At 69.0% G+C, this 19,371-nt stretch carries 23 protein-coding genes and 2 pseudogenes; 16 read left to right on the forward strand and 9 right to left on the reverse strand.

Annotated features, from left to right (window positions below):
- Positions 1-105 precede the first annotated feature (105 nt).
- The 8 genes from IG99_RS30545 to IG99_RS30580 all read left to right on the forward strand — a co-directional run bounded on the left by IG99_RS30545 (position 106) and on the right by IG99_RS30580 (position 6,242).
- Positions 106-660: a hypothetical protein gene (locus IG99_RS30545; RefSeq protein ID WP_037679594.1), complete on the forward strand. Its 555-nt coding sequence runs from the start codon at positions 106-108 to the stop codon at positions 658-660.
- A gap of 278 nt (positions 661-938) precedes the next feature.
- Positions 939-2,084, forward strand: coding sequence for a SchA/CurD-like domain-containing protein (locus tag IG99_RS30550; protein ID WP_037679596.1), 1,146 nt, complete (start codon positions 939-941; stop codon positions 2,082-2,084).
- Positions 2,085-2,152: 68 nt separating this feature from the next.
- The gene (locus tag IG99_RS30555; protein WP_037679598.1) at positions 2,153-2,590 is read left to right on the forward strand and encodes a cupin domain-containing protein; all 438 of its coding nucleotides are present in this window, start codon (positions 2,153-2,155) and stop codon (positions 2,588-2,590) included.
- Complete coding sequence (locus IG99_RS30560; protein ID WP_037679600.1) at positions 2,587-3,855, forward strand: beta-ketoacyl-[acyl-carrier-protein] synthase family protein; 1,269 nt, start codon at positions 2,587-2,589, stop codon at positions 3,853-3,855. The genes IG99_RS30555 and IG99_RS30560 overlap by 4 nt, the downstream gene beginning before the upstream one ends.
- Entirely contained in the window at positions 3,852-5,102 is a 1,251-nt protein-coding gene (locus IG99_RS30565; protein WP_037679602.1) for a ketosynthase chain-length factor, read from the forward strand. The genes IG99_RS30560 and IG99_RS30565 overlap by 4 nt, the downstream gene beginning before the upstream one ends.
- A gap of 47 nt (positions 5,103-5,149) precedes the next feature.
- Positions 5,150-5,407, forward strand: coding sequence for an acyl carrier protein (locus IG99_RS30570; protein WP_037679606.1), 258 nt, complete (start codon positions 5,150-5,152; stop codon positions 5,405-5,407).
- A gap of 1 nt (position 5,408) precedes the next feature.
- Entirely contained in the window at positions 5,409-5,888 is a 480-nt protein-coding gene (locus IG99_RS30575; protein WP_037679608.1) for an SRPBCC family protein, read from the forward strand.
- Between the two features lie 21 nt (positions 5,889-5,909).
- Positions 5,910-6,242 (forward strand): TcmI family type II polyketide cyclase, encoded by a 333-nt coding sequence (locus IG99_RS30580; protein WP_037679611.1) that lies wholly within the window; start codon positions 5,910-5,912, stop codon positions 6,240-6,242.
- A 75-nt stretch (positions 6,243-6,317) separates the two neighbouring features.
- Here IG99_RS30580 and IG99_RS30585 read toward each other — a convergent pair whose 3' ends face one another.
- Both IG99_RS30585 and IG99_RS30590 read right to left on the reverse strand, forming a co-directional pair.
- Positions 6,318-7,367 (reverse strand): methyltransferase, encoded by a 1,050-nt coding sequence (locus tag IG99_RS30585; RefSeq protein ID WP_037679613.1) that lies wholly within the window; start codon positions 7,365-7,367, stop codon positions 6,318-6,320.
- A 182-nt stretch (positions 7,368-7,549) separates the two neighbouring features.
- The gene (locus IG99_RS30590) at positions 7,550-8,611 is read right to left on the reverse strand and encodes a right-handed parallel beta-helix repeat-containing protein (protein WP_037679616.1); all 1,062 of its coding nucleotides are present in this window, start codon (positions 8,609-8,611) and stop codon (positions 7,550-7,552) included.
- 354 nt (positions 8,612-8,965) lie between these two features.
- Here IG99_RS30590 and IG99_RS30595 point away from each other — a divergent pair.
- The 3 genes and pseudogenes from IG99_RS30595 to IG99_RS52070 form a co-directional block, all read left to right on the forward strand.
- A pseudogene (locus IG99_RS30595) lies at positions 8,966-9,262 on the forward strand (transposase); the annotation flags it as partial.
- A 503-nt stretch (positions 9,263-9,765) separates the two neighbouring features.
- Positions 9,766-10,848 (forward strand): helix-turn-helix domain-containing protein, encoded by a 1,083-nt coding sequence (locus IG99_RS30600; RefSeq protein WP_078947997.1) that lies wholly within the window; start codon positions 9,766-9,768, stop codon positions 10,846-10,848.
- The gene (locus IG99_RS52070; RefSeq protein ID WP_158973270.1) at positions 10,737-11,213 is read left to right on the forward strand and encodes an SLATT domain-containing protein; all 477 of its coding nucleotides are present in this window, start codon (positions 10,737-10,739) and stop codon (positions 11,211-11,213) included. The genes IG99_RS30600 and IG99_RS52070 overlap by 112 nt, the downstream gene beginning before the upstream one ends.
- Here the strand turns inward: IG99_RS52070 and IG99_RS46220 are convergent.
- From IG99_RS46220 to IG99_RS49085, 5 genes and pseudogenes are all read right to left on the reverse strand, one after another.
- A pseudogene (locus tag IG99_RS46220) lies at positions 11,140-11,793 on the reverse strand (S26 family signal peptidase); the annotation flags it as partial. The gene IG99_RS52070 and the pseudogene IG99_RS46220 overlap by 74 nt on opposite strands.
- Positions 11,790-13,541: an ABC transporter ATP-binding protein gene (locus tag IG99_RS30605; protein WP_078947999.1), complete on the reverse strand. Its 1,752-nt coding sequence runs from the start codon at positions 13,539-13,541 to the stop codon at positions 11,790-11,792. The pseudogene IG99_RS46220 and the gene IG99_RS30605, both read right to left, overlap by 4 nt.
- 119 nt (positions 13,542-13,660) lie before the next feature.
- Positions 13,661-14,212, reverse strand: coding sequence for a TlpA family protein disulfide reductase (locus IG99_RS30610; protein ID WP_037679618.1), 552 nt, complete (start codon positions 14,210-14,212; stop codon positions 13,661-13,663).
- A gap of 8 nt (positions 14,213-14,220) precedes the next feature.
- A complete protein-coding gene (locus tag IG99_RS46225; protein ID WP_158973271.1) occupies positions 14,221-14,757 on the reverse strand; it encodes a MauE/DoxX family redox-associated membrane protein in 537 nt (178 codons plus the stop codon).
- 101 nt (positions 14,758-14,858) lie between these two features.
- Positions 14,859-15,059, reverse strand: a complete 201-nt coding sequence (locus tag IG99_RS49085) for a hypothetical protein (protein WP_037679621.1) — start codon at positions 15,057-15,059, stop codon at positions 14,859-14,861.
- Positions 15,060-15,643: 584 nt separating this feature from the next.
- Here IG99_RS49085 and IG99_RS46235 point away from each other — a divergent pair.
- Positions 15,644-16,195: a hypothetical protein gene (locus IG99_RS46235; RefSeq protein ID WP_078948001.1), complete on the forward strand. Its 552-nt coding sequence runs from the start codon at positions 15,644-15,646 to the stop codon at positions 16,193-16,195.
- On the forward strand, positions 16,180-16,533 hold the full coding sequence (locus IG99_RS30630; RefSeq protein WP_158973272.1) for a hypothetical protein: 354 nt from the start codon (positions 16,180-16,182) through the stop codon (positions 16,531-16,533). The genes IG99_RS46235 and IG99_RS30630 overlap by 16 nt, the downstream gene beginning before the upstream one ends.
- 80 nt (positions 16,534-16,613) lie before the next feature.
- On the opposite strand, the gene IG99_RS46240 is transcribed toward IG99_RS30630, so the two are convergent.
- A complete protein-coding gene (locus IG99_RS46240) occupies positions 16,614-17,078 on the reverse strand; it encodes a hypothetical protein (RefSeq protein WP_234312024.1) in 465 nt (154 codons plus the stop codon).
- Between IG99_RS46240 and IG99_RS51460 the strand changes: the two genes are divergently transcribed.
- Together IG99_RS51460 and IG99_RS49090 are read left to right on the forward strand one after the other, a co-directional pair.
- Positions 17,077-17,211 (forward strand): hypothetical protein, encoded by a 135-nt coding sequence (locus tag IG99_RS51460; protein ID WP_267882575.1) that lies wholly within the window; start codon positions 17,077-17,079, stop codon positions 17,209-17,211. The genes IG99_RS46240 and IG99_RS51460 overlap by 2 nt on opposite strands.
- Positions 17,212-17,699: 488 nt before the next feature.
- Positions 17,700-17,882, forward strand: coding sequence for a hypothetical protein (locus tag IG99_RS49090; protein WP_158973273.1), 183 nt, complete (start codon positions 17,700-17,702; stop codon positions 17,880-17,882).
- Positions 17,883-17,918: 36 nt separating this feature from the next.
- Here the strand turns inward: IG99_RS49090 and IG99_RS30640 are convergent, their stop codons facing one another.
- Positions 17,919-18,836, reverse strand: coding sequence for an SMP-30/gluconolactonase/LRE family protein (locus IG99_RS30640; RefSeq protein WP_037679630.1), 918 nt, complete (start codon positions 18,834-18,836; stop codon positions 17,919-17,921).
- Between the two features lie 86 nt (positions 18,837-18,922).
- On the opposite strand from IG99_RS30640, the gene IG99_RS30645 reads away from it, so the two are divergent.
- Complete coding sequence (locus tag IG99_RS30645; protein ID WP_037679632.1) at positions 18,923-19,369, forward strand: Lrp/AsnC family transcriptional regulator; 447 nt, start codon at positions 18,923-18,925, stop codon at positions 19,367-19,369.
- Positions 19,370-19,371 lie beyond the last annotated feature (2 nt).

The following is a 19,371-nucleotide window of genomic DNA, read 5'->3' on the forward strand; positions in this document are numbered from 1 at the left end:
CTGGAGTGGTGGGATCGGTGTGGCTGTTTGACGGTGGATCACGTCAAGACCGGGTCGTTCAGCTGACGAGGCGTCGGCTGCCCGGCCGTGACGGAAGGACTACCCATGCGTTCTGCCCGCCTGCTCCTGACCACCGCGGCGGCCTCAGCCGTCCTCGCCCTGGCCACCCCCGGCGCCTACGCCGGCGACTGGGACCACGACGACTCCTCCTCCTCGTACAGCAAGGAACACGGCAAGGAACACGACACGGCCAAGGAAGAAGACACCGAGCACGGCAAGCCCCACGGCGGCATGCACACCGGCGGCGGCGCCCTGACCGCCGTCACCGGCGACGACTGGGCCACCGCCAAGGACCCCAAGTACGACCCCGAGACCTACAAGGAGAAGGACTCCTCCTACAAGGACTCCGCCAAGGAGAAGGAGGACTGGAGCGGCAGCGGCGAGAAGGACAAGGGCGACTGGAGCGGCAGCGGCGAGAAGGACAAGGGCGACTGGAGCGGCAGCGGCGAGCACGACAAGCCCCACGGCGGCATGCACACCGGTGGCGGTGCCCTCGCCGGCACCACCGGCGTGACCGCCGGCGGCCTCGCCGTCCTGGCCGTCGCCGCCACCGGCGCCTACACCCTGCGCCGCAAGAAGACCGCGGCCGGCCTGGCCTGACCCGTGCCCGACGCGATACCCGACTGCGGCCGCCACCCGTGACCCACCGGCACGGCGTGGCGGCCCAGCCATGCCCGACATCGCCCGGACCGACCCCCTGCCTGTCATGCCTCGGTCACTCACGGGCTCTCTGAGAAGCACTCAGATCCGCACCCACGATCACCCGCGTAGTTCATACGAGTCGCGCGCTCGTGGGGACGGACACAGGATCGAGGAACGCTGACGTCGCCTCACGCGGTCGGCGTTCACCTCTGCCCCGCGAAGGAGATGTGCGCAGGATGACCACCACGTCCGCACGTGTTTCACCGCCCACCCATCAGGCGTCGCAACGTGTCTCCCAGTCCGTATTCGACGGCTCCCGGCTCCGGGTCGTGCTGCTGGTCGACGTCTACGACGGAGCCCAGCAGCAGTTCCTGGAGGCGTACGAGCAGCTGTGCAAGCAGGTCGCGTCCGTTCCCGGGCACGTCAGCGACCAGCTCTGCCAGTCGATCGAGAATCCCTCCCAGTGGCTCATCACCAGTGAGTGGGAGAGCGCCCCGCCGTTCCTCGCCTGGGTGAACAGCGAGGAGCACGTGCGGATGGTGGAGCCGCTGCACAGCTGCGTCCGCGACACCCGGTCACTGCGCTTCCACGTGGTCCGCGAGACCGGCGGCCCGGCGGCGGACGCCCACGGGGCCGCCAAGCGCCGGCTCCAGGCGTCCCCGCGGATCGGTGACGGCGTCATCCGTCACGCGCTCACCTTCACCGTCAAGCCGGGCAGCGAGGAGGCCGTCGCCAAGATCCTCGCCGACTACGCCTCGCCCGAGCCGCGGGTCGACGACACCACCCGGCTGTGCCGCACCTCGCTCTTCATGCACGGCAACCGGGTGGTGCGGGCCATCGAGGTGCGCGGCGACCTGCTCGCGGCGCTGCGCCACGTCTCCCGGCAGCCCGAGGTACGGGCCGTCGAGGAGGCCATCAACCCCTACCTGGAGCAGGACCGGGACCTCAACGACCCCGAGTCGGCCCGGGTCTTCTTCACAAGGGCGGCGCTGCCGGCCGTACACCACGTGACGGCGGACCAACAGGACCCGGCGGCGGAGCGGCACGCGCTGTACTACCCGGCCCTGCCGGGACGCGGTATGCGCCTGGCCGAGCTGCTCGCCCAGCAGGACGAGGCGGCGGCCGACGATCCGCGCAGCCCGGTGCTGCGCAGCACGATCTTCCAGCGCGACGACGTCGTGGTCCGGCTCATCGACGTACGCGGTGGTCTGGACGCCGCCGATCCCCTCCTGGCCCTCGGCCTCCCCGAGCCCGGTCGGGCGGGAGAGCCGGCGGAGCTCCTCGACACGGACGTCTCCGCACTCCAGGACGGCGACTTCGCGCGCTTCCTCGAACTCACCCGGATGGAACTCGTCACCGACCGCCGGTCGCCGGACGCCTGACCCACGGGCGCGCGGGCCGCGGCGGCCACGCCACTCATGTCGACGCAGCACACCATCGGAGGAACGTCGTGATCAAAACCCGTCCCAGAATCGTGGACTTCAGCGAGGTCGAGCCCAACACCCGGCGCGGCGGCGACCTGCGCGCCATGCTCACCCCCACCACGGTCGGCTCCACGAGCGGTTTCATGGGCGTGGCCGTCGTGCAGCCCGGCGACCGCATCGCCGAGCACTACCACCCGTACTCCGAGGAGTTCGTGTACGTGGTCTGCGGGCAGCTGGAGGTGGACCTGGACGGTGAGCCCCACCCGTTGCTGCCCGAGCAGGGACTGATGATCCCCGCCTACCTGCGGCACCGCTTCCGCAACGTCGGCAACGTGGAGGCACGTCTCGTCTTCCACCTCGGTCCGCTGGCCCCCGAGCCGCGCCTGGGTCATGTCGACACCGAGGGCGCGGACGCCGACGCGGTCGAGCCGCGTGCCGCCGAGCCCAGTGAGGTGCGCTCATGACCAGGCGCGTGGCAGTCACCGGCATAGGTGTCGTGGCCCCGGGCGGTATCGGCGTACCGGCGTTCTGGGACCTGCTCTCCCAGGGGCGTACCGCGACGCGGGGCATCACCTTCTTCGACCCGGCCGGTCTGCGGTCGCGGATCGCCGCCGAGTGCGACTTCGATCCCGCGGCGCACGGACTGGCCCCGGAGGACGTCGCGCGGGGCGACCGCTACATCCAGTTCGCCCTGGTCGCCGGGGCGGAGGCAGTGCGCGACTCCGGTCTCGACCTGGCCCGGGAGGACCCCTGGCGGGTCGGTGTCTCCCTGGGCACGGCGGTCGGTGGCACCACCCGGCTGGAGCACGACTACGTGCTGGTCAGCCATGGCGGTCAGCGGTGGGACGTGGACCACGCGGAGGCGGAGCCGCATCTGCACCGCGCGTTCTCGCCGAGCACGCTGGCCTCGACGGTGGCGGAGCGCTTCGGGGCGTGCGGGCCGGTGCAGACCGTGTCCACGGGCTGCACGTCGGGGCTCGACGCGGTCGGGTACGCCTTCCACACCGTGGAGGAGGGCCGGGCCGACATCTGCATCGCGGGTGCCTCGGACTCGCCGATCTCTCCGATCACCATGGCCTGCTTCGACGCCATCAAGGCCACGTCCCCGAACAACGACGACCCCGCCCACGCCTCCCGGCCGTTCGACAACGACCGGGACGGCTTCGTCATGGGCGAGGGCGGGGCGGTGCTGGTCCTGGAGGAGCTGGAGCACGCCCGGGCGCGCGGCGCCCATGTGTACTGCGAGCTCACCGGCTACGCCACCTTCGGCAACGCCTACCACATGACCGGTCTGACCAGCGAGGGCCTTGAGATGGCCCGGGCCATCGAGGTCGCCCTCGACCACGCCCGCCTCGACGGCTCGGCGATCGACTACGTCAACGCGCACGGCTCGGGCACACGGCAGAACGACCGCCACGAGACCGCCGCCGTGAAGCGGGCGCTGGGCCACCACGCCTACGACACGCCCATGAGTTCCATCAAGTCCATGGTGGGTCACTCCCTCGGAGCGATCGGGGCGATCGAGGTCGTGGCCTGTGTGCTGGCCCTGGCCCACCAGGTGGTACCGCCCACCGCGAACTACGAGACCCCGGACCCCGAGTGCGACCTGGACTACGTCCCGCGCGTCGCCCGCGAGCGCAAGCTGAACAGCGTGCTCTCCGTGGGCAGCGGGTTCGGCGGTTTCCAGTCCGCGGTGACCCTGACCCGGTCGAGGGAGAGGACACGATGAGCGAACCCCGTGCACGGCGCGCGGCCGTCACCGGCATCGGTGTGATCGCGCCCAACGGAACCAGCACCGAGACGTTCTGGAAGTCCACCCAGGAGGGCGTCAGCGTCCTCGACCGGATCACCCGCGAGGGCTGTGAGCACCTGCCCCTGCGGGTGGCCGGCGAGGTCCGTGACTTCGAGCCGGCCGACGCGGTCGAGGAGCGTTTCCTCGTCCAGACCGACCGGTTCACGCACTTCGCGATGGCCGCGGCCGACCTCGCGCTGGAGGACGCCCGCCTCGGCCGGGCCGACACCGGCGAGGAGCCGTTCTCGGTGGGCGTGGTCACCGCGGCCGGGTCCGGCGGCGGTGAGTTCGGACAGCGGGAGCTCCAGCAACTGTGGGGCAAGGGCAGCCGGTTCGTCGGCCCGTACCAGTCCATCGCCTGGTTCTACGCCGCCAGCACCGGCCAGATCTCCATCCGCCGGGGCTTCAAGGGCCCCTGCTCGGTCGTCGCCGCCGACGAGGCGGGCGGTCTCGACGCCCTGGCGCACGCCGCGCGCGCGGTGCGGCGCGGCACCGACCTGATCGTGGCCGGCTCGACCGAGGCACCGCTGGCGCCGTACTCGATGGTCTGCCAACTCGGTTACGAGGAGCTGAGCACCGTCGAGGACCCGGCGCACGCCTACCGGCCGTTCACCGACGGCGCGTGCGGCTTCGTCCCGGCCGAGGGCGGCGCCATGGTCGTCGTGGAGGAGGAGTACTCGGCCCGGGAGAGGGACGTACGGGTACGGGCGTACCTCGCCGGACACGCGGCGACCTTCACCGGCGCCTCTCGCTGGGACCGGTCCGGGGAGGGCCTCGCGCAGGCCATCCGCGCCGCCCTGGACGAGGCCGGGTGCGCGCCCGAGGAGATCGACGTGGTCTTCGCCGACGCGCTCGGCGTGCCGGAGGCGGACCGGGCCGAGGCGCTCGCGATCGCCGACGCCCTCGGCTCGCACGGCAAGCGGGTGCCCGTCACCGCGCCGAAGACGGGCACGGGGCGGGGTTACTGCGCGGCGCCCGTCCTGGACGCCGCGGCCGCCGTGCTCGCGATGGAGCACGGTCTGATCCCGCCCACCCCGAACGTCTTCGACGTCTGCCATGACCTCGACGTGGTGACCGTCCGCGCCCGTGCCGCCGAGCTGCGCACGGCGCTGGTCCTGAGTCGGGGGCTCATGGGCTCGAACTCGGCGCTGGTGCTCAGGCACGGCGCCGTCGACGCCTCGTAGCGAGGCGGTGCACAGCACGCAGGAAGCAGCACTAGGAGAGGATCCGCATGAGTGACCGCATCACCCTGGAAGAGCTGGCCGAGCTGATGAAGAAGGCCGCGGGGGTGACCGTGTCCCCGCAGCAGCTCCAGGAGCAGTACGACGCCGGTTTCGACACCCTCGGCATCGACTCGCTCGGTCTGCTGGGCATCGTCGGCGAGCTGGAGAATCGTTACAGCACGCCGATGCCGCCCGACGCGGAGCGCAGCAAGACCCCCCGTCAGTTCCTCGACCTCGTCAACAGTGCCTTCCTGGCAGGAGCGTGACATGTCCGGACACACCCAGAACGAGATCACCATCGCCGCGCCGCTGGACCTGGTCTGGGACATGACCAACGACCTGGCGAACTGGCCGCGGTTGTTCAGCGAGTACGCCTCGGTCGAGATCCTCGAGCAGGAGGGCCGCAAGACCACCTTCCGGCTGACCATGCACCCCGACGAGAACGGCACCGTGTGGAGCTGGGTCTCCGAGCGGGAGCCGGACCGCGACACGCTCACCGTCAAGGCCCGCCGGGTCGAGACGGGGCCCTTCTCCCACATGGACATCCGGTGGGAGTACGAGGAGGTCGCCCAGGGCACCAGGATGATCTGGACCCAGGACTTCGCGATGAAGCCCGACGCGCCGGTCGACGACGCCTGGATGACGGACAACATCAACCGCAACTCCAAGATCCAGTTGGCCCTGATCCGGGACCGGATCGAGAAGGCCGCCGCCGAGCGCGGGTCCGCCCCGGGCCTGACCGACTGAGCCGTACGGAGGACAGTCCCCATGCACCAAGCCCTGATCGTCGCCCGTATGGCGCCCGGCTCGGCCCCGGACATCGCCAAGATCTTCGACGAGTCGGACCGCGGTGAACTCCCCCACCTCGTGGGGGTCGCCCGGCGCAGCCTCTTCCAGTTCGGTGATGTGTACCTGCACCTCATCGAGTCCGAGCGGGACCCCGGCCCCGCCATCGCCAAGGTGGCCCGGCACCCCGAGTTCAGGGACATCAGCGAGCGTCTGTCGACGTACGTCAGCGCGTACGACCCGGCGACCTGGCGTTCCCCGAAGGACGCGATGGCACACCGCTTCTACCTCTGGGAGCGGGACTCCTCCGCCTGAGCCGCTCGTGCGGCCGCCGGTCGCCGGGTCCGCGGTGTCGCGGACCCGGCGACCGGCGGCTTTCTCAGCCGGTGCTCACGCGGGGACCATGCAGTCGAACGCGTGCAGGTAGGGGTTGACCGGGCTGATGTTGTCGATGACGAGGCCCGCCTCGGTCAGCCGGGAGACCATGCTCTGCGTGGTGTGCTTCGCGCCGCCGACGTTGAGGAGCAGCAGCAGGTCCATCGCGGTGCTGAACCGCATCGACGGCGTGTCGTCGACGAGGTTCTCGATGACCACGACCCTCGTCCCGGGGCCGCCCGCCTCGATGACGTTGCGCAGGGTCCGGGCGGTGCTCTCGTCGTCCCACTCCAGGATGTTCTTGATGACGTAGACGTCCGCATGGACCGGGACGGCCTCGCGGACGTCGCCGGGCACGATGCGCATCCGGTCCGCGAGCGCGCCCCCCTTCCGCAGCCGGGGGTCGGCGTTCTCCACCACGCGCGGCAGGTCGAGGAGACTGCCGTGCATCGTCGGGTACTTCTCCAGCAGGCTCGCCACCACGTGCCCCTGGCCGCCGCCGATGTCGGCGACCGACTTGCTCCCCGACAGGTCGAGGAGCTGGGCGACGTCCCGCGCGGACTGCATGCTCGAGGTCGTCATGGCCCGGTTGAAGACGTCGGCCGAGGCCGGGGCGTCCTCGTTCAGGTACTGGAAGAACTCCTTGCCGTAGAGGTCCTGCACGACGTTCCCGCCGGTGCGCACCGCCTCGTCCAGGAGCGGCCACGCGTCCCAGGTCCAGGGCTCGGTGCACCACAGGGTGATGTGGCGCAGGCTGTTCGGGTCGTCCTCGCGCAGCAGCCGGGACATGTCGGTGTGCGCGAACGCGCCGTCCTCGCGCTCGGCGAAGACGCCGTAGCAGGACAGGGCGCGCAACAGCCGTCGCAGCGGCTTGGGCTCGGTCTTCACCGCGGCCGCGAGGTCCGTCACGCTCAGGGGGCTGTCCCCCAGCGCGTCGGCGACGCCCAGTCGGGCGGCCGCGCGAAGGGCGGCGGCACACGCCGCCCCGAACACGAGTTCCCGCAACCGCATGGACGGCGGGGGCGCCGTCCGTGCGCTCGGGTCGGCAGTGCTAGCGGTCGTCATGTGCCGCCTTCCTCTTTCCGGTTCGGGATGGGCGGACCCGGTGGGTCCGGGTCTCGGGTTCTCCGGGTGCCCGGGTGTCCGGCTGGTCGGGTGTCCGGCTGGTCGGGTGTCCGGCTGGTCGGGCGTCCGGCTGGTCGGGCGTCCGGCTGGTCGGGCGTCCGGCTGGTCGGGTGCTCAGCTGTTCAGCACAGGCCCGTGGGCGAGGAGCTGTCGCAGGAGTTGTCCTGGAAGGTGTTGGTGGCCGTGGTGGTCTCCGTGTTGACCAGGTCCGCGGGCGCGTTGCGCTCCAGCGTGTTGTCGCTGATCAGGTTCCGCTCGTTCGTGGCACCGACCAGGCTCTTGAAGAGGACGACACCGCCGGACAGCGGCGAGGTGCCGGCGTTGTCCGTGATCAGGTTGCGGGTGACCAGGGTGTCCTCGGCGCCGGTCAGGACGATGCCGGAGCCCTGGAGGAAGGGCAGCCGGGCGGTCTTGGCGCAGTACTTGTTGTTGCCCACGACGCGGTTCTCGCGCACGGTGAGGGCGCCGGCCCGTGGGGGCGTCTCGTCGCCCACGACGAAGACCGCCGTGCAGTTGCCCGTGATGTCGTTGCGCGCGACGGTGAGGTTCCGCAGGCGCCGTACGGTGACGCCGGTCCGGTTGCCCTGGAGACGGTTGCGTTTGATCACCGCACCCTTGGTGTCGGTGGCTCCGCCCTCCTCCGTGACCGAGTTGGCGAGGAACAGGCCCGCGTCGCCGTTGTCCCGGGCGGTGTTCTCCACGAAGGCGCCGCGGGTGGAGCCCTGCTGGGCGATACCCCACTGGCCGTTCTTCTCGGCGGTCACCTTGCGCACGGTGAGCCGGTCGGTGTCCGTCGCCCACAGTCCGTTCTTGGCGAAGCCGGACAAGGTCAGCGAGGCGACGGTGGTGCCCACCACGGGGCTGCCCTTCGTGCCTTCCACGCAGATGCCGTTGCCGGCCCGACCGCAGCTGTCGGCGGCCTTCGTGGCCGCCGGCTTGATGACGGTGGCGCGGCCCACGCCGCGCAGGGTCAGCCCGGAGGTGGTGATCCGGACACTCTCCCGGAAGGTGCCGGGCATCAGCAGGACCGTGTCACCGGGCTGCGCCGCGTCCACCGCCTTCTGGATCGACTCCCCAGGGTCCACGAAGTGGACCATGGGACCGTAGGCGGGCGGGGCCGCGCCGAGAGCCGAGCCGACGAGGGCCGCGGTGCAGGCGAGATAGGCGAAGTGATGTTTCATCATATCCTGTACGTTATGACCTGATAAGCCGTATTACGGCCCGATGCGCCGTCCGGCGGCGTGTCATGTTCGGCCCGCCCGACGGGGCGCGGGGCCGGGGGCTCACTCGCCTCCACCGGGGCGGACCAGGGCGAGCCGGGCCGCGATCTGCGGCGACGGCGCGGCGAGCACACGGACGCCCTCGATCAGGGCCTCGGGCAGGCTGCGCTTTCATCAGAGAGCCGGCCGCGCCCGCGCGGACGGTGGCGAACACCTAGGCAGTTTTCGTTTGGATCAGTCGGTCGTTGGTCGGGGTGTGTCGTCAAGTGATGTGCAGAGGACGCGAATTGAGCCGTTACCCCCGGACCGGACGCCGAAGCGGGTGGCCGCTGGCGTGACCACCGGGAGGTGATCGACGCGATCGCCTTCATGTTCCAGACCGGAACGCAGTGGCTCCATCTGCCGGCGAAGTACGGCAATGGGAAGGCTGTCTACAACCACCTGCGGGTGTGGACCCTGGACGGCATGTTGGAGCGGGTCTTCACCGCGCTGATAGCCCAGGCCGAGGCCGACGAGGGCCTGCCCTGGGCGGTCTCGGTGGACTCCACGATCGTGCGCGCTCACCAGCATGCAGCGCGGACAGTACCCGCTGGCCGCCTGGCGCCAGTTTACTGATCAGCGGCTCCCCTTCGGCGATGTTGGTCACCAGATGCGACTGAGCGCTCCAGTGGGCACGAATCGCCAAGTCGGCCGCCGACATTCCTGACTGTCCGGGACAAAGGCCGGACACGGCGGTGACCTGCACCAATTGCCAAGGTCCTGTCCGGGACAACGAAGGAGCCTTGTGGCCCTGGCAGCCGCCCTCGGAGAGTGCGTGCTCCGAACTCAACGAAGGGACACCGAGTGAGATTACGACGCTCGATCACGGGGTCGGTCGCCGCCGTCGCGCTGCCGGCTGGATCCGTGGCCGCGCTGCCGGGGCACGCCGCGGCGCAAGACGTACAAGCCGTCCAGTATGTGGCTATGGGCGACTCCGTCGCAGCGGGAATTGGGGCGGGTTCCCCAACAGCGAACTCCGTCGACGGTTGCTGCGCCGATAAGGCTCACACCTTCAGGGTGACGAACTCCAACCTCGCCTATCCCAAACGGGTGACTTCCGCCCTCGGGGCACAGCTGGACTGCAAGGCGTTCTGTGGCGACGTCAGGACAACGCGCGTCCAGCAGACCCAGCCCCTCAATCGAGGCACAGACCTTCCAAAGTGCGCGTCTTGGAGCTAGGGGAATTACAGGTGTCCGCGCTGTCCTTCCCGCATCTGGAGAGCGCGCGGACGGCGAAGTGGATCCGCCAGTCCGATCCCGAGGTGTACATGATCAATTACATTCTCTGTGGGGAGGGGGTTTTCTCCCATGCCGGGAGTGACACGACATTGCATGCTGGCGACCTCATCATGCTGGACGGCAGTCGTCCCTTCGATGCCCACCGCCACGCCTTTCAAAGCAGCTGGTCACAACTGACCCTGCAGTTTCCTCGCCGGCTGTTGCCGCTGCCGGAGAAAACGGTGCAGCGCCTGCTCGCTGTCCCGATCGACGGGCGCAGGGGCATGGGTGGGGCGTTTACCCGCTGGCTGACCGACCTCAACGCTCGCGCCGGCGAGTTCACCCCCGCCGACATTTCCACACTCACCTCGGTCACCCTGAACCTTCTGGCGTCCGTCATCGCCCGCCGCCTGGCTGCTGACGATGCGCTGACCCCGGAGGCCCGCCGGACCGCCCTGCGGGCCAAGATCAACGCGTTCGTCGAGCAGCACCTTGCCGACCCGGTCATGAGTCCCCGGACGATCGCGGACGCCCACCACATTTCCCTTCGCTATCTCCAGCAGCTGCTCGCCGAGGACGACACCTCGCCGGCAGCCTGGATACGCCACCGCCGTCTGGAACGCTGCCGCCTCGACCTGGCCGACCCCCGCTTGAACGCCCGCTCAGTCCAGGCCATCGCCGAACGCTGGGGCTTCACCAATCCAGCGCACTTCAGCCGCCTGTTCCGGGCCACGTACGGGATGCCGCCACGGGACTACAGAAACCTGGCGTACGCGGTCTCGAACCCGCCGAGGAGCCGCGTCTCCTCTCGGCCGCCTATGTCGCGCGTCCTGTGCACGAGCGCCGCTATTCCTACCGCGACGCCATCCCCGCAGAGGTCGGGCGGCTCCGCGCCGAGGGGCGGCGATACAGCCGGTGGCACAACGGCTTCCAGTGGCTGCTAATCCTTTGCTCCGCCGCCATTCCCGCTGTTGCCGCCTTCTACGACCCGCCGCAGCCCGGCAAGGGCCGACTCATCGGCCTCGGTGCCAGCGTGTCTGTCATCATCTCCGCGATGGGCTACTACAGGTTCCGTGAGCGCAGCTTCAATCTGCAGCAGACCGCGGACTCCATAGAGCAGCACCGCGCGGCCGCCGTCCGGAGTACCGCCCCTACACCGCCCGCCGGGCCCGGCCCCGCCCACCGCTCGCAGAGGATCTCAGCGGACTGCCTGCTCGTGGCTGTGTGGCCGTCCCCAGGACACGTTCCACGGGGAGGTACCCCAGCGATCGCGAGTCGAGACTGTTGTCCGGATTGTCGCCGAGGATGACCAGCCCGCCAGGGGGTACCAGACCATCCGCAGTGTCGGGCAGACCGGGCACAGTGTCACGCGGTATCGGATCCCCCGCGACCGCGACCACTCGCTTGATGAGCCATTGGCGGCCCGCGATGGCATCGGCCCCGCCTGAACGGCTCACCGGCGGGGCGGTCCAGCGGGCACCCGGCGTCGGCCGTTCGATCACGATCACCCGGCCAGGAACGGGGCGCAGGTCCCGGCGTACTCGCACGTGGTCCCCGTCGCGGAAGGTCGGCCGCATGCTCTGTCCGCGGACGGTCACCGTGACCAGCATGCGCTCAAGTGTTGCCAGGACGGCGATACACGCGGTCAGAGCCGACGCGGCACAACCACAGACCAAGGCTGGATTGCGGGCGCCCGCGAGGAGAAGGCCTGGTACGCCGGTCCAGACGGCCGCGGCCGCCCACCGCAGCGCGGTGCGTGCGGCTCGCGGCGTGGAGGCGTCTACGGGTTCCCGGAGCATCTGGTTCCACAGGCGTGGCAGGACACGGCTGGGCACGATCGGGGAGGCTTCGCCGTCGGGCGTTCCAGCGCCACAGGGACCGGCGGTCATGACTGGCCTCCCAGAGAGACAGAGAGGTCGCCTCCGGTCCGGTAGCCGGAGGCCTGGAGCAGGAAGAGGCGCGCGTAGGCACCCCGGGCCGCCATCAGTGAGTCGTGGTCACCTTGTTCGGTGACGCGGCCGTTCGCGAGGACGACGATCGAATCCGCGTTCCTGACAGCGCCCAGACGGTGTGAGATGAGGAGGCTGGTCCGTCCGTTTCGGTACTTCGCGAGAGAGGCATGGATCTCCGCCTCGGCCTGCGCGTCCAGTCCCGCGGAAGGCTCGTCGAGGATCATCAAGTCACGCTGGTCACGGAGGAGCGCGCGGGCCAGCGCGAGCCGCTGCCACTGCCCACCGGACAAGGCGACGCCGGTCTTGGGATCGTCTTTCTCGGACTCCATGAAGAACACGCGCGACAGCAGGGTGTCGTAGCCGTGAGGCAGGGCGAGCAGGGCATCGTGGATACCGGCACGCCGGGCGGCGTCCTCCAGTCGGGCTCTGTCGCCGAACATGGAGAGATTGCCGACTCCGATGTTCTCAGCGGCTGTCATGTCGTACTGGACGTAGTCCTGGAACACCGTTCCGATCCGCTCTCTGAGTGCGGTCGGGTCGACGTCACGGAGGTCCACCCCGTCCCAGAGGATGGCTCCGCGCGTGGGATCGTAGAAGCGGCACATCATCTTGACGAGCGTCGACTTCCCCGTGCCGTTCAGACCGACCAGAGCCATGGACGTCCCGTGTGGAATGAACAGATTGACCCCACGCAGCACCCACGGGTGTTCGTCCGAGTAGCGGAACCAGACGTCGCGCAGTTCGATCCCGTGCCGGAGGGGACGAAGCGGGCACGGCGCGACGGCAAGAGGAAGATCAGGTTCTGCCGTGGTCACTGCGGCGTAGTGGTCGAACAGGAGCAGCGCCTGGTGTGTCCCCGCCACCTGCCCGGTAAGGGTGACCAGCGTTGCCTGCACACCCGCCACAGCGGCCACGAACATGGTGATGCCACCGACCGAGAAGGCCCCCGTGTTGGCGGCGCTCACCGCCCACAACAGACCCCCGCCGCTCACGAGCGCGGCTAGCACACCAAGCCCGGTCTGGACGAGCATCGTCCGCCGGTCCACGGCACGTTTGGCGGTGTCCGCGGCCCGCCGGTCGTTGAGCATGCGTCCACGCAGGAAGGCCCCCGTGCCGAAAAGCCGTACCTCCTTGGCCGAGTCGGCGCCGGTCATCAGGTGGCTGTAGAACAGCTCCCGGCGCTCGGCCGGGCCAATGGACAGCAACATCCGTGCCCGGCGCCGCGACAGACTGAGCTGGGCGAGCAGCATGGGCACCCCTGACAGCAGCACCAAGGCGGCCATCACCGGACTGAGCAGGAGCAGGGAGCCGAGAAAACCGGCGATGGTGATCGATGACCTGACGCTTCCCAGGAGGCAGTCGACCGTCTGGCTGGGCGTGCTGCGGCCGGCTTGGTCCGCTAGGCGCAGCTGGTCCACGAAGCGTGGGTCCTCAAACCTGCCCAGCCCGACGTAGGATCCGACGGCGGTGAACAATCGTTCCTGAGCCAGCAACGCCACCGCGCGGTCCAGTTCGGCGCGCACAAACTGCGTGAGATGCGGCAGGGTACCGGCGACGGCGGAGACACCGGCGAGTACCACCCCCAGGGTGACCAGCCGCCCCGCCGGAGCACCGGCGATCAGTTCATCCAGCACCGACTTGGTGAGCCATGCGGTGGCCACGGGCGCCACACCGCTGATCACCATGGTGATCGCGTAGAGTGCCGTGGCGCCGGGCGCCGCCGCACCTGTCAGCGCACAGACTGAGGCTGCGAGTCGTGCCGTCGCGCGCAGTCGGGTACGGCCTTCTGCCGCTGCCAGATGCCTCACGCCGCTGCCCGGTCCTGGGCGTGACCCATTGGCACGCTGTCGTCAGTGACCACCAGTACCCCTCTCGTGTCGCGGGCGACCTCGAGTAGGGACGGAAAACCAATGACGGAGAACGCTTGTGAAATCGGCCCACCGTGCTCCTCGACGACCACCCGGGCCACGGAGGCGAACTGAGCGGCATACGCCGCGGTCTTGTCCTCCTCGTCCCCGACGACCACCGCCACTGCCTGTCGGCGACCGCCGGGGAGGTCCTGCGCGTGCGCCAGGAATTCCGGCAGCTTTTCCCCGCACGCCTTGCAGCCGGGGGTGAAAAAGGCGACAACTGTTTCGTTCACGAGCTCCTCATGCGTCAGCCGCTCGCCCTGGACCGTGAGGGTTTCGAAAGGTGCCACCGCATCACCCCTGCTGATGGCGGGCCTCGGTCCCCGGTCGACACGGGCCAACTCCTCGGAGTGCTCACGGAGTCTCTTGATGACCCCCACTGTGAGGATCAGGTCCAGGGTGCAGACCAGCCCGACGAGAACGACGAGCCCGATCAGTAACGGCATTATGCCTCCTAGCGACGAGCAGGACGGAAAAGATCGACAAGGTCGTCAAGAACAACGGCCAGGCCACCGGTCAGCCCACCGGCACACGCGCAGACCAGCAATTCGGCCCACTGCACGCAGGGTGTGCCCGTGGTGGCCACGGCTCCTGCGAGTGCGACGACCGTGAGGCCGACATTCCGCAGGATGTGCCGGACGCCGAGCGGGCGCTTCGCGGTTCCGAAGCACCGGCAGTTCACTTGGCGCCCCTGGATGACGACGCGGGAGATGCCCGTGGCGAACGCCGCCAGAAGGCCGGCGGACAGCAGGAATCCCGCTGCTCCCAGGCCGGGCGAGAACGGTGTCGCCATGAGCAGCGCAGCTGCCGTGGCCTCGCAGCACACAACGGCGAACGCGCAGGGGCCCACCCAACTGTCAGGAATCAGATTGAAATCCTTCAGTGAACGCGAGAACGCCCAGAAAGCAGCGGCGTTGCGTGACTTGCCGATGGCCGCCACTCCGAAGACCACGAGGAGACAAGCGGCACAGGCAGCATTGATCGGGTCCACGCTTCGGGAGCCTTCCCTGGTCGGCGTGTGCTCCCGGCCGAGCACGCGCTCATCGCGTGCCCGGCCTCTGAGCGGAATCGGAACTGCTGGACCGACGTGGATCAGACGCAGTCGTCGCAGTAGAGGAACGTCCAGTTGGTCTTGCAGTTCGCGCTGTACGACCACCAGCCGTTGTTCTTGTAGTCGCATCCGGAACCGTGGAAGCACTTGTAGCAACCGGCTTGAGCCGAGGCATCAGCCTCGACTCTGGGCACGAAGCGGTCGAGGAGAGCACTCCCCACAGCCTCGATTTTCTTCAACATGCGCTGACTCCTTTGTCCGAACCTTTTTCGCCCGATTCCCTGGCGCCGCACGCTCTCAATGCGAGCTTGCTTCTCCGGGGCCTACGGCCAGCATGACAGTAGGCATTCATGCTGTAATTGCCTTTCTGCGCACGCGTGTTGACGATGCGCGCGGGAATCTGCGTGATGCCCGGATTACGCGTCGAACGAGAGCGGTTCGCGGTCGTCAACGGAGGCGGGATTATCCGCCACGGCCATACGGATCGCCCGGGTCGTCCACGTCCCCAGTGGTCGATGGGCCTTCGAAGGTCGCGTCCTTGGCTCCGGGCATCCGGCCCACGACCACTACGTCGGCAAGCCCGCCCCGAACAGCGCCCAGCAGAACCCCATCACTTACTTCGACTCCCCCTGGGCAACCGCGAGTGCAACTGCGGATGCGGCAAGTCCATCAGCCTGCGCGACTTCCTTCCCAGCCATGGCCAGCGGCCCATCCACGAGAGCATCGCCCGGGTCGGAACCGTGATGGACTTCATCACCTGGTTCGACCAGATCTGGAAGCCGGATGAGGACCAGCAAATGTCCCGTAGAAGCGAGGTGGCTGCGACATGGAGATCCTGGCCCTGCGCCACCAGCTCATGGTGCTGGAGCGGCAACTCGGCAAGGACAGGGTGCGGTTCACTCCGAGCGAGGGGGCGTTCCTGGCGGCGCTGCTGCATCGGCTGCCACAGCAGATGCTGCGCGAGCTGATCCGCCTCCGCGGCGTGCCTGCTGTAGTAAGCACTGCGATTTCCACGCTGCCCCGCACATGCCCCAGCCCGGAAGGCAAACCACTCCCCCGGTGGAGACAGCCGCGAGCTTCCAGGCCGAGCCTCGCCCGCGAGTTGGCTGACGGCCGCCGGTTCTGGAGCGCCGAGACCCCCGTTTCATCGCCGATCTCGCACCTGGTCGTTTACGACACAAACATCGAGGTGGCCCGCCACGAGAGGCTGATCGCGAAGGGCAGTTGCCGCCTGAACCTGGACGATCCTGCGCCCGGACCAGAAGCCGAACCGCGCGTCACGTTACAGCGGGGCAAAGGTTCTCTGATGCGGCACGGCTGGAGCAGCGGCTGGAGGACATCGCTGTGGAGCGCCACCGTCAGATGCCTCAGCGGATAGGACAGGACGCGGAGGCGGTCGCCGAGGTGTGCGCAGTACGCAGAGATGCGCGGGCGCGGACGAACGCGGCTGCCACCGATCAGAAGGGGGCGGACGAGGTGCTGCATCTGGCGCCGGTCGGCTGGTATGCCGACTGGTTCCTGTCCCGGGTGCCGGGGAAGGTCGACATGGACCGTGACGCCATCGTTGCGCGGTTCGCGGCGTTGGGGGAGGAGATGCCGATGAAGCGGTACCCGGACCGGCTGCGGGTAGAGACACGCGAGGAGTTCGAGGCGCGTCTGAAGCGGGAGACCGCGAAGGCGGCGAAGGAACTGCACAGGCGTCCCGTGGCCGCATAATTCCCCCGCAGAAAACACGAGAGCCCCCGTCCTCCTGGTCGCGGAGGCGAGGGCGCTGCGGTGTGCGAGGTCTGGCAGCGTCAGGTCTGGCACTGCGAGGTCGCCGCGCTGGACCAGTTCGACCAGGCGCCCCCCGCCGGCCTCACGTGGACGCGGATCGTGACTTTGACCGTGTCACAGATGCGGGACTTGGAGGCGATGGCGATCGGGCCGACCGTGGAACGCCGCTGCACGATGGTCCGGCCGCTGCCCATTTTCACCCAGTCGGCGCCGCCCGCCTGGAGGTACGCCTCGTACTCGACCCATGAGGCGTGGGAGCGGGAGTTGGTGATGAGGGCGTGGGCGGTGATGTCGCGCCAGAAGATCTCCCCGTCCTTCCAGCGTTCGGCGGAAATACAGCCGCGGGCGCCGATGTTCTGCGTCGAGACCCCGCCGCCGCAGGCGACGGCAGCGGCGTGGGCCTGGGCGGGGAAGGCGAGCGCGGCCACGGCGGCTGTCGCGACGAGGGCTCCCGTACGTTTCATGGTCCGGGCAGTTTTTGTCATGGGGGGAACCGTATCCGCTCGTTCAGTCGCCCGCCCCGGTATCCGGCACAGTCACGGTCTGGTCCTGGACGTCTTCGACCACGGTGGCACCGACCAGGCCGAGACCGAGCAGGTTAGCGGCGACCAGCAGTAACGCGCCGGCCGCTTCTGTACACCCGACAAGGTGGGGCTGGAGCCGGACCGGATCGCCCCCGCGCCGCGAGAGATCGAGCCGGAAGCCACACCGCGTAGGAAACGGCGCTGGTCATTCCTCGGTCGCTGATCCCGATACCCGCGTACTTCTCGTCTGTTCGTGCTGCACACGGGATCGCCTGGGAATACCTGCCGCAGGAACTCGGCTTCGGATCGACAGGGAGTGACCGCACCACAAGAAGTGGACCAGAGCCGAAACGATCGGGTCCGGCGGCGTCGGTAGTACGCATACGTGAGAACCAGAAGCAGCGGGCCCCACAGGTTCAACAGCCCGCTCGTCGCCATCGCGAGGATGTCCCAGCCCTCGTCGTACGGCCAGGCCGCAGTGCCGGCGGTAGCGGCTTCGTACAGCCAGTCGATGCCGAGCGCGGTGAAGACGAGGCCGCTGAGTCGGGTGGCGACGAGCACGGTGAGGATTGCCGACGCGGAATGCGCCGCGTTGCGAACTCGACGCCTGTGGTCGACCCAGGCGAACGCACCACCGCCGCCGCCCTGACGCAGCTCGCCTGGATCGCGCTGCCCTTCGTCGTCGACGGCGGCCTGCGAATCGCTGACGACCTCACCCTCTCCACATTCTTCCGCCCCGCACGACCAACGGCGCCCGACACATGACCACCTGCGAAAACGCGGGTCACCGTCGGCCGGCGTTCAGACGCGCGGCGCCCCCGTCACCGACATCATCAGCGAGTACAGGGAGGTGGTGGCCGTGATGAAGAGCCGGTTGTTCTTCGGGCCGCCGAAGGTGATGTTGGAGACGGTCTCGGGGACGCGGATGCGGCCGATGAGGGTGCCGTCCGGGTCGTAGCAGTGGACGCCGTCGTCGAGGGCCGCGGCCCACAGGCGGCCCGCGTCGTCGAAGCGGATGTTGTCGAAGTGGACGCCCTTCGGGGCCTCGGCGAAGACCTTGCCGCCCGTGAGCGTGCCGTCGTCGCGGACGTGGTGGACGTGGATCCGGGCAGCCCGGGAGTCGGAGACGTAGAGCAGCTTCTCGTCCGGGGACAGGATGACACCGTTGGGCCCGTCGAATCCGTCGGCGGCGAGGTGGACCTCCCCGGTCGCCGGATCGATCCGGTACACGTTGCACGCGCCGATCTCCGACTCGGCGCGGTGGCCCTCGTAGTCGCTGAGGATGCCGAAGTCCGGGTCGGAGAACCAGATCGTGCCGTCGGAACGTACGACGGCGTCGTTCGGGCTGTTGAGGCGCTTGCCGGCGTAGCGGTCGGCCAGGACGGTGACCGAGCCGTCGGGCTCGGTGCGCGTGACGCGGCGGTTGCCCTGCTCGCAGGTGACCAGTCGGCCCCGCCGGTCGAGCGTGTTGCCGTTGCTGTGGCCGGCCGGGGTGCGGAAGACGCCGACCGCGCCGGTGGCCTCGTCCCAGCGCAGGATGCGGTCGTTGGGGATGTCGCTCCAGATCAGCTGGCGCCAGGCGGGGATGTACAGCGGGCCCTCGGTCCAGCGGCAGCCGTCGTACAAGACCTCCAGCCTCCTGTCGCCGTTCGTACAGCGTCCGGTGTGGAAGCGGTCGTCCAGGATCTCGTACGGGTTGTCGGCGGTGTGACCGGACATGGGGTCCCCTCGGAGCGTGGTGATCAATATTTCATTCAACGTAACACGTAGACAGCCGAACCAGATATGGTTTTCCCATGAAGCGAGTGGATGATATCGACCGGCAGTTGATCGCGCTGCTCCAGCAGGACGCCACCCGGTCGTACGCGACCCTGGGCAGGGCGGTCGGCCTGTCCCCGGGTGCCGCGCACGAGCGGGTGCGCAAGCTGCGGGAACAGGGGGTCATCCGGGCCACTGTCGTCGACGTCGACCCGGCGGCGCTCGACCGCGGGGTGCTCTCCTTCGTTCTCGTCGACGCGACGGCGTGGATGGGCGACCGGGCCGAGTCCTTCGCCGCGATACCGGAGATCCAGGAGGCGCACGTCATCGCGGGCAGCTCCGCCGTCCTGGTCAAGGTCCGCACCGCGACCGCCGAGCAGCTCCAGGACGTGCTGCGCCGCCTGTACGCGATCGACGGAGTCAGCGGAACGCAGGCGACGGTGGTACTCGAGACGTTCTTCGAGCGGGCCCTGCACATCGAACAGGCCGAGTAGGG

The sequence above is a fragment of the Streptomyces griseus subsp. griseus genome, from assembly GCF_000720255.1.
In the GTDB taxonomy this organism is placed as follows: Bacteria; Actinomycetota; Actinomycetes; order Streptomycetales; family Streptomycetaceae; genus Streptomyces; species Streptomyces griseus_I.

What these genes read in the sequence shown, in the direction of transcription:
- IG99_RS46240 (WP_234312024.1), bottom strand. Translation starts at nt 17,078, where the DNA reads ATGACAAAAACTGCCCGGACCATGAAACGTACGGGAGCCCTCGTCGCG.
- IG99_RS30545 (WP_037679594.1), top strand. Translation starts at nt 106, where the DNA reads ATGCGTTCTGCCCGCCTGCTCCTGACCACCGCGGCGGCCTCAGCCGTC.
- IG99_RS30560 (WP_037679600.1), top strand. Translation starts at nt 2,587, where the DNA reads ATGACCAGGCGCGTGGCAGTCACCGGCATAGGTGTCGTGGCCCCGGGC.
- IG99_RS46235 (WP_078948001.1), top strand. Translation starts at nt 15,644, where the DNA reads ATGGAGATCCTGGCCCTGCGCCACCAGCTCATGGTGCTGGAGCGGCAA.
- IG99_RS30575 (WP_037679608.1), top strand. Translation starts at nt 5,409, where the DNA reads ATGTCCGGACACACCCAGAACGAGATCACCATCGCCGCGCCGCTGGAC.
- IG99_RS51460 (WP_267882575.1), top strand. Translation starts at nt 17,077, where the DNA reads ATGGGGGGAACCGTATCCGCTCGTTCAGTCGCCCGCCCCGGTATCCGG.
- IG99_RS30610 (WP_037679618.1), bottom strand. Translation starts at nt 14,212, where the DNA reads ATGCCGTTACTGATCGGGCTCGTCGTTCTCGTCGGGCTGGTCTGCACC.
- IG99_RS49085 (WP_037679621.1), bottom strand. Translation starts at nt 15,059, where the DNA reads ATGTTGAAGAAAATCGAGGCTGTGGGGAGTGCTCTCCTCGACCGCTTC.
- IG99_RS30640 (WP_037679630.1), bottom strand. Translation starts at nt 18,836, where the DNA reads ATGTCCGGTCACACCGCCGACAACCCGTACGAGATCCTGGACGACCGC.
- IG99_RS30550 (WP_037679596.1), top strand. Translation starts at nt 939, where the DNA reads ATGACCACCACGTCCGCACGTGTTTCACCGCCCACCCATCAGGCGTCG.
- IG99_RS30585 (WP_037679613.1), bottom strand. Translation starts at nt 7,367, where the DNA reads ATGACGACCGCTAGCACTGCCGACCCGAGCGCACGGACGGCGCCCCCG.
- IG99_RS30580 (WP_037679611.1), top strand. Translation starts at nt 5,910, where the DNA reads ATGCACCAAGCCCTGATCGTCGCCCGTATGGCGCCCGGCTCGGCCCCG.
- IG99_RS30605 (WP_078947999.1), bottom strand. Translation starts at nt 13,541, where the DNA reads ATGGTGATCAGCGGTGTGGCGCCCGTGGCCACCGCATGGCTCACCAAG.
- IG99_RS30630 (WP_158973272.1), top strand. Translation starts at nt 16,180, where the DNA reads ATGCCTCAGCGGATAGGACAGGACGCGGAGGCGGTCGCCGAGGTGTGC.
- IG99_RS30570 (WP_037679606.1), top strand. Translation starts at nt 5,150, where the DNA reads ATGAGTGACCGCATCACCCTGGAAGAGCTGGCCGAGCTGATGAAGAAG.
- IG99_RS30590 (WP_037679616.1), bottom strand. Translation starts at nt 8,611, where the DNA reads ATGATGAAACATCACTTCGCCTATCTCGCCTGCACCGCGGCCCTCGTC.
- IG99_RS30565 (WP_037679602.1), top strand. Translation starts at nt 3,852, where the DNA reads ATGAGCGAACCCCGTGCACGGCGCGCGGCCGTCACCGGCATCGGTGTG.
- IG99_RS49090 (WP_158973273.1), top strand. Translation starts at nt 17,700, where the DNA reads ATGCGCCGCGTTGCGAACTCGACGCCTGTGGTCGACCCAGGCGAACGC.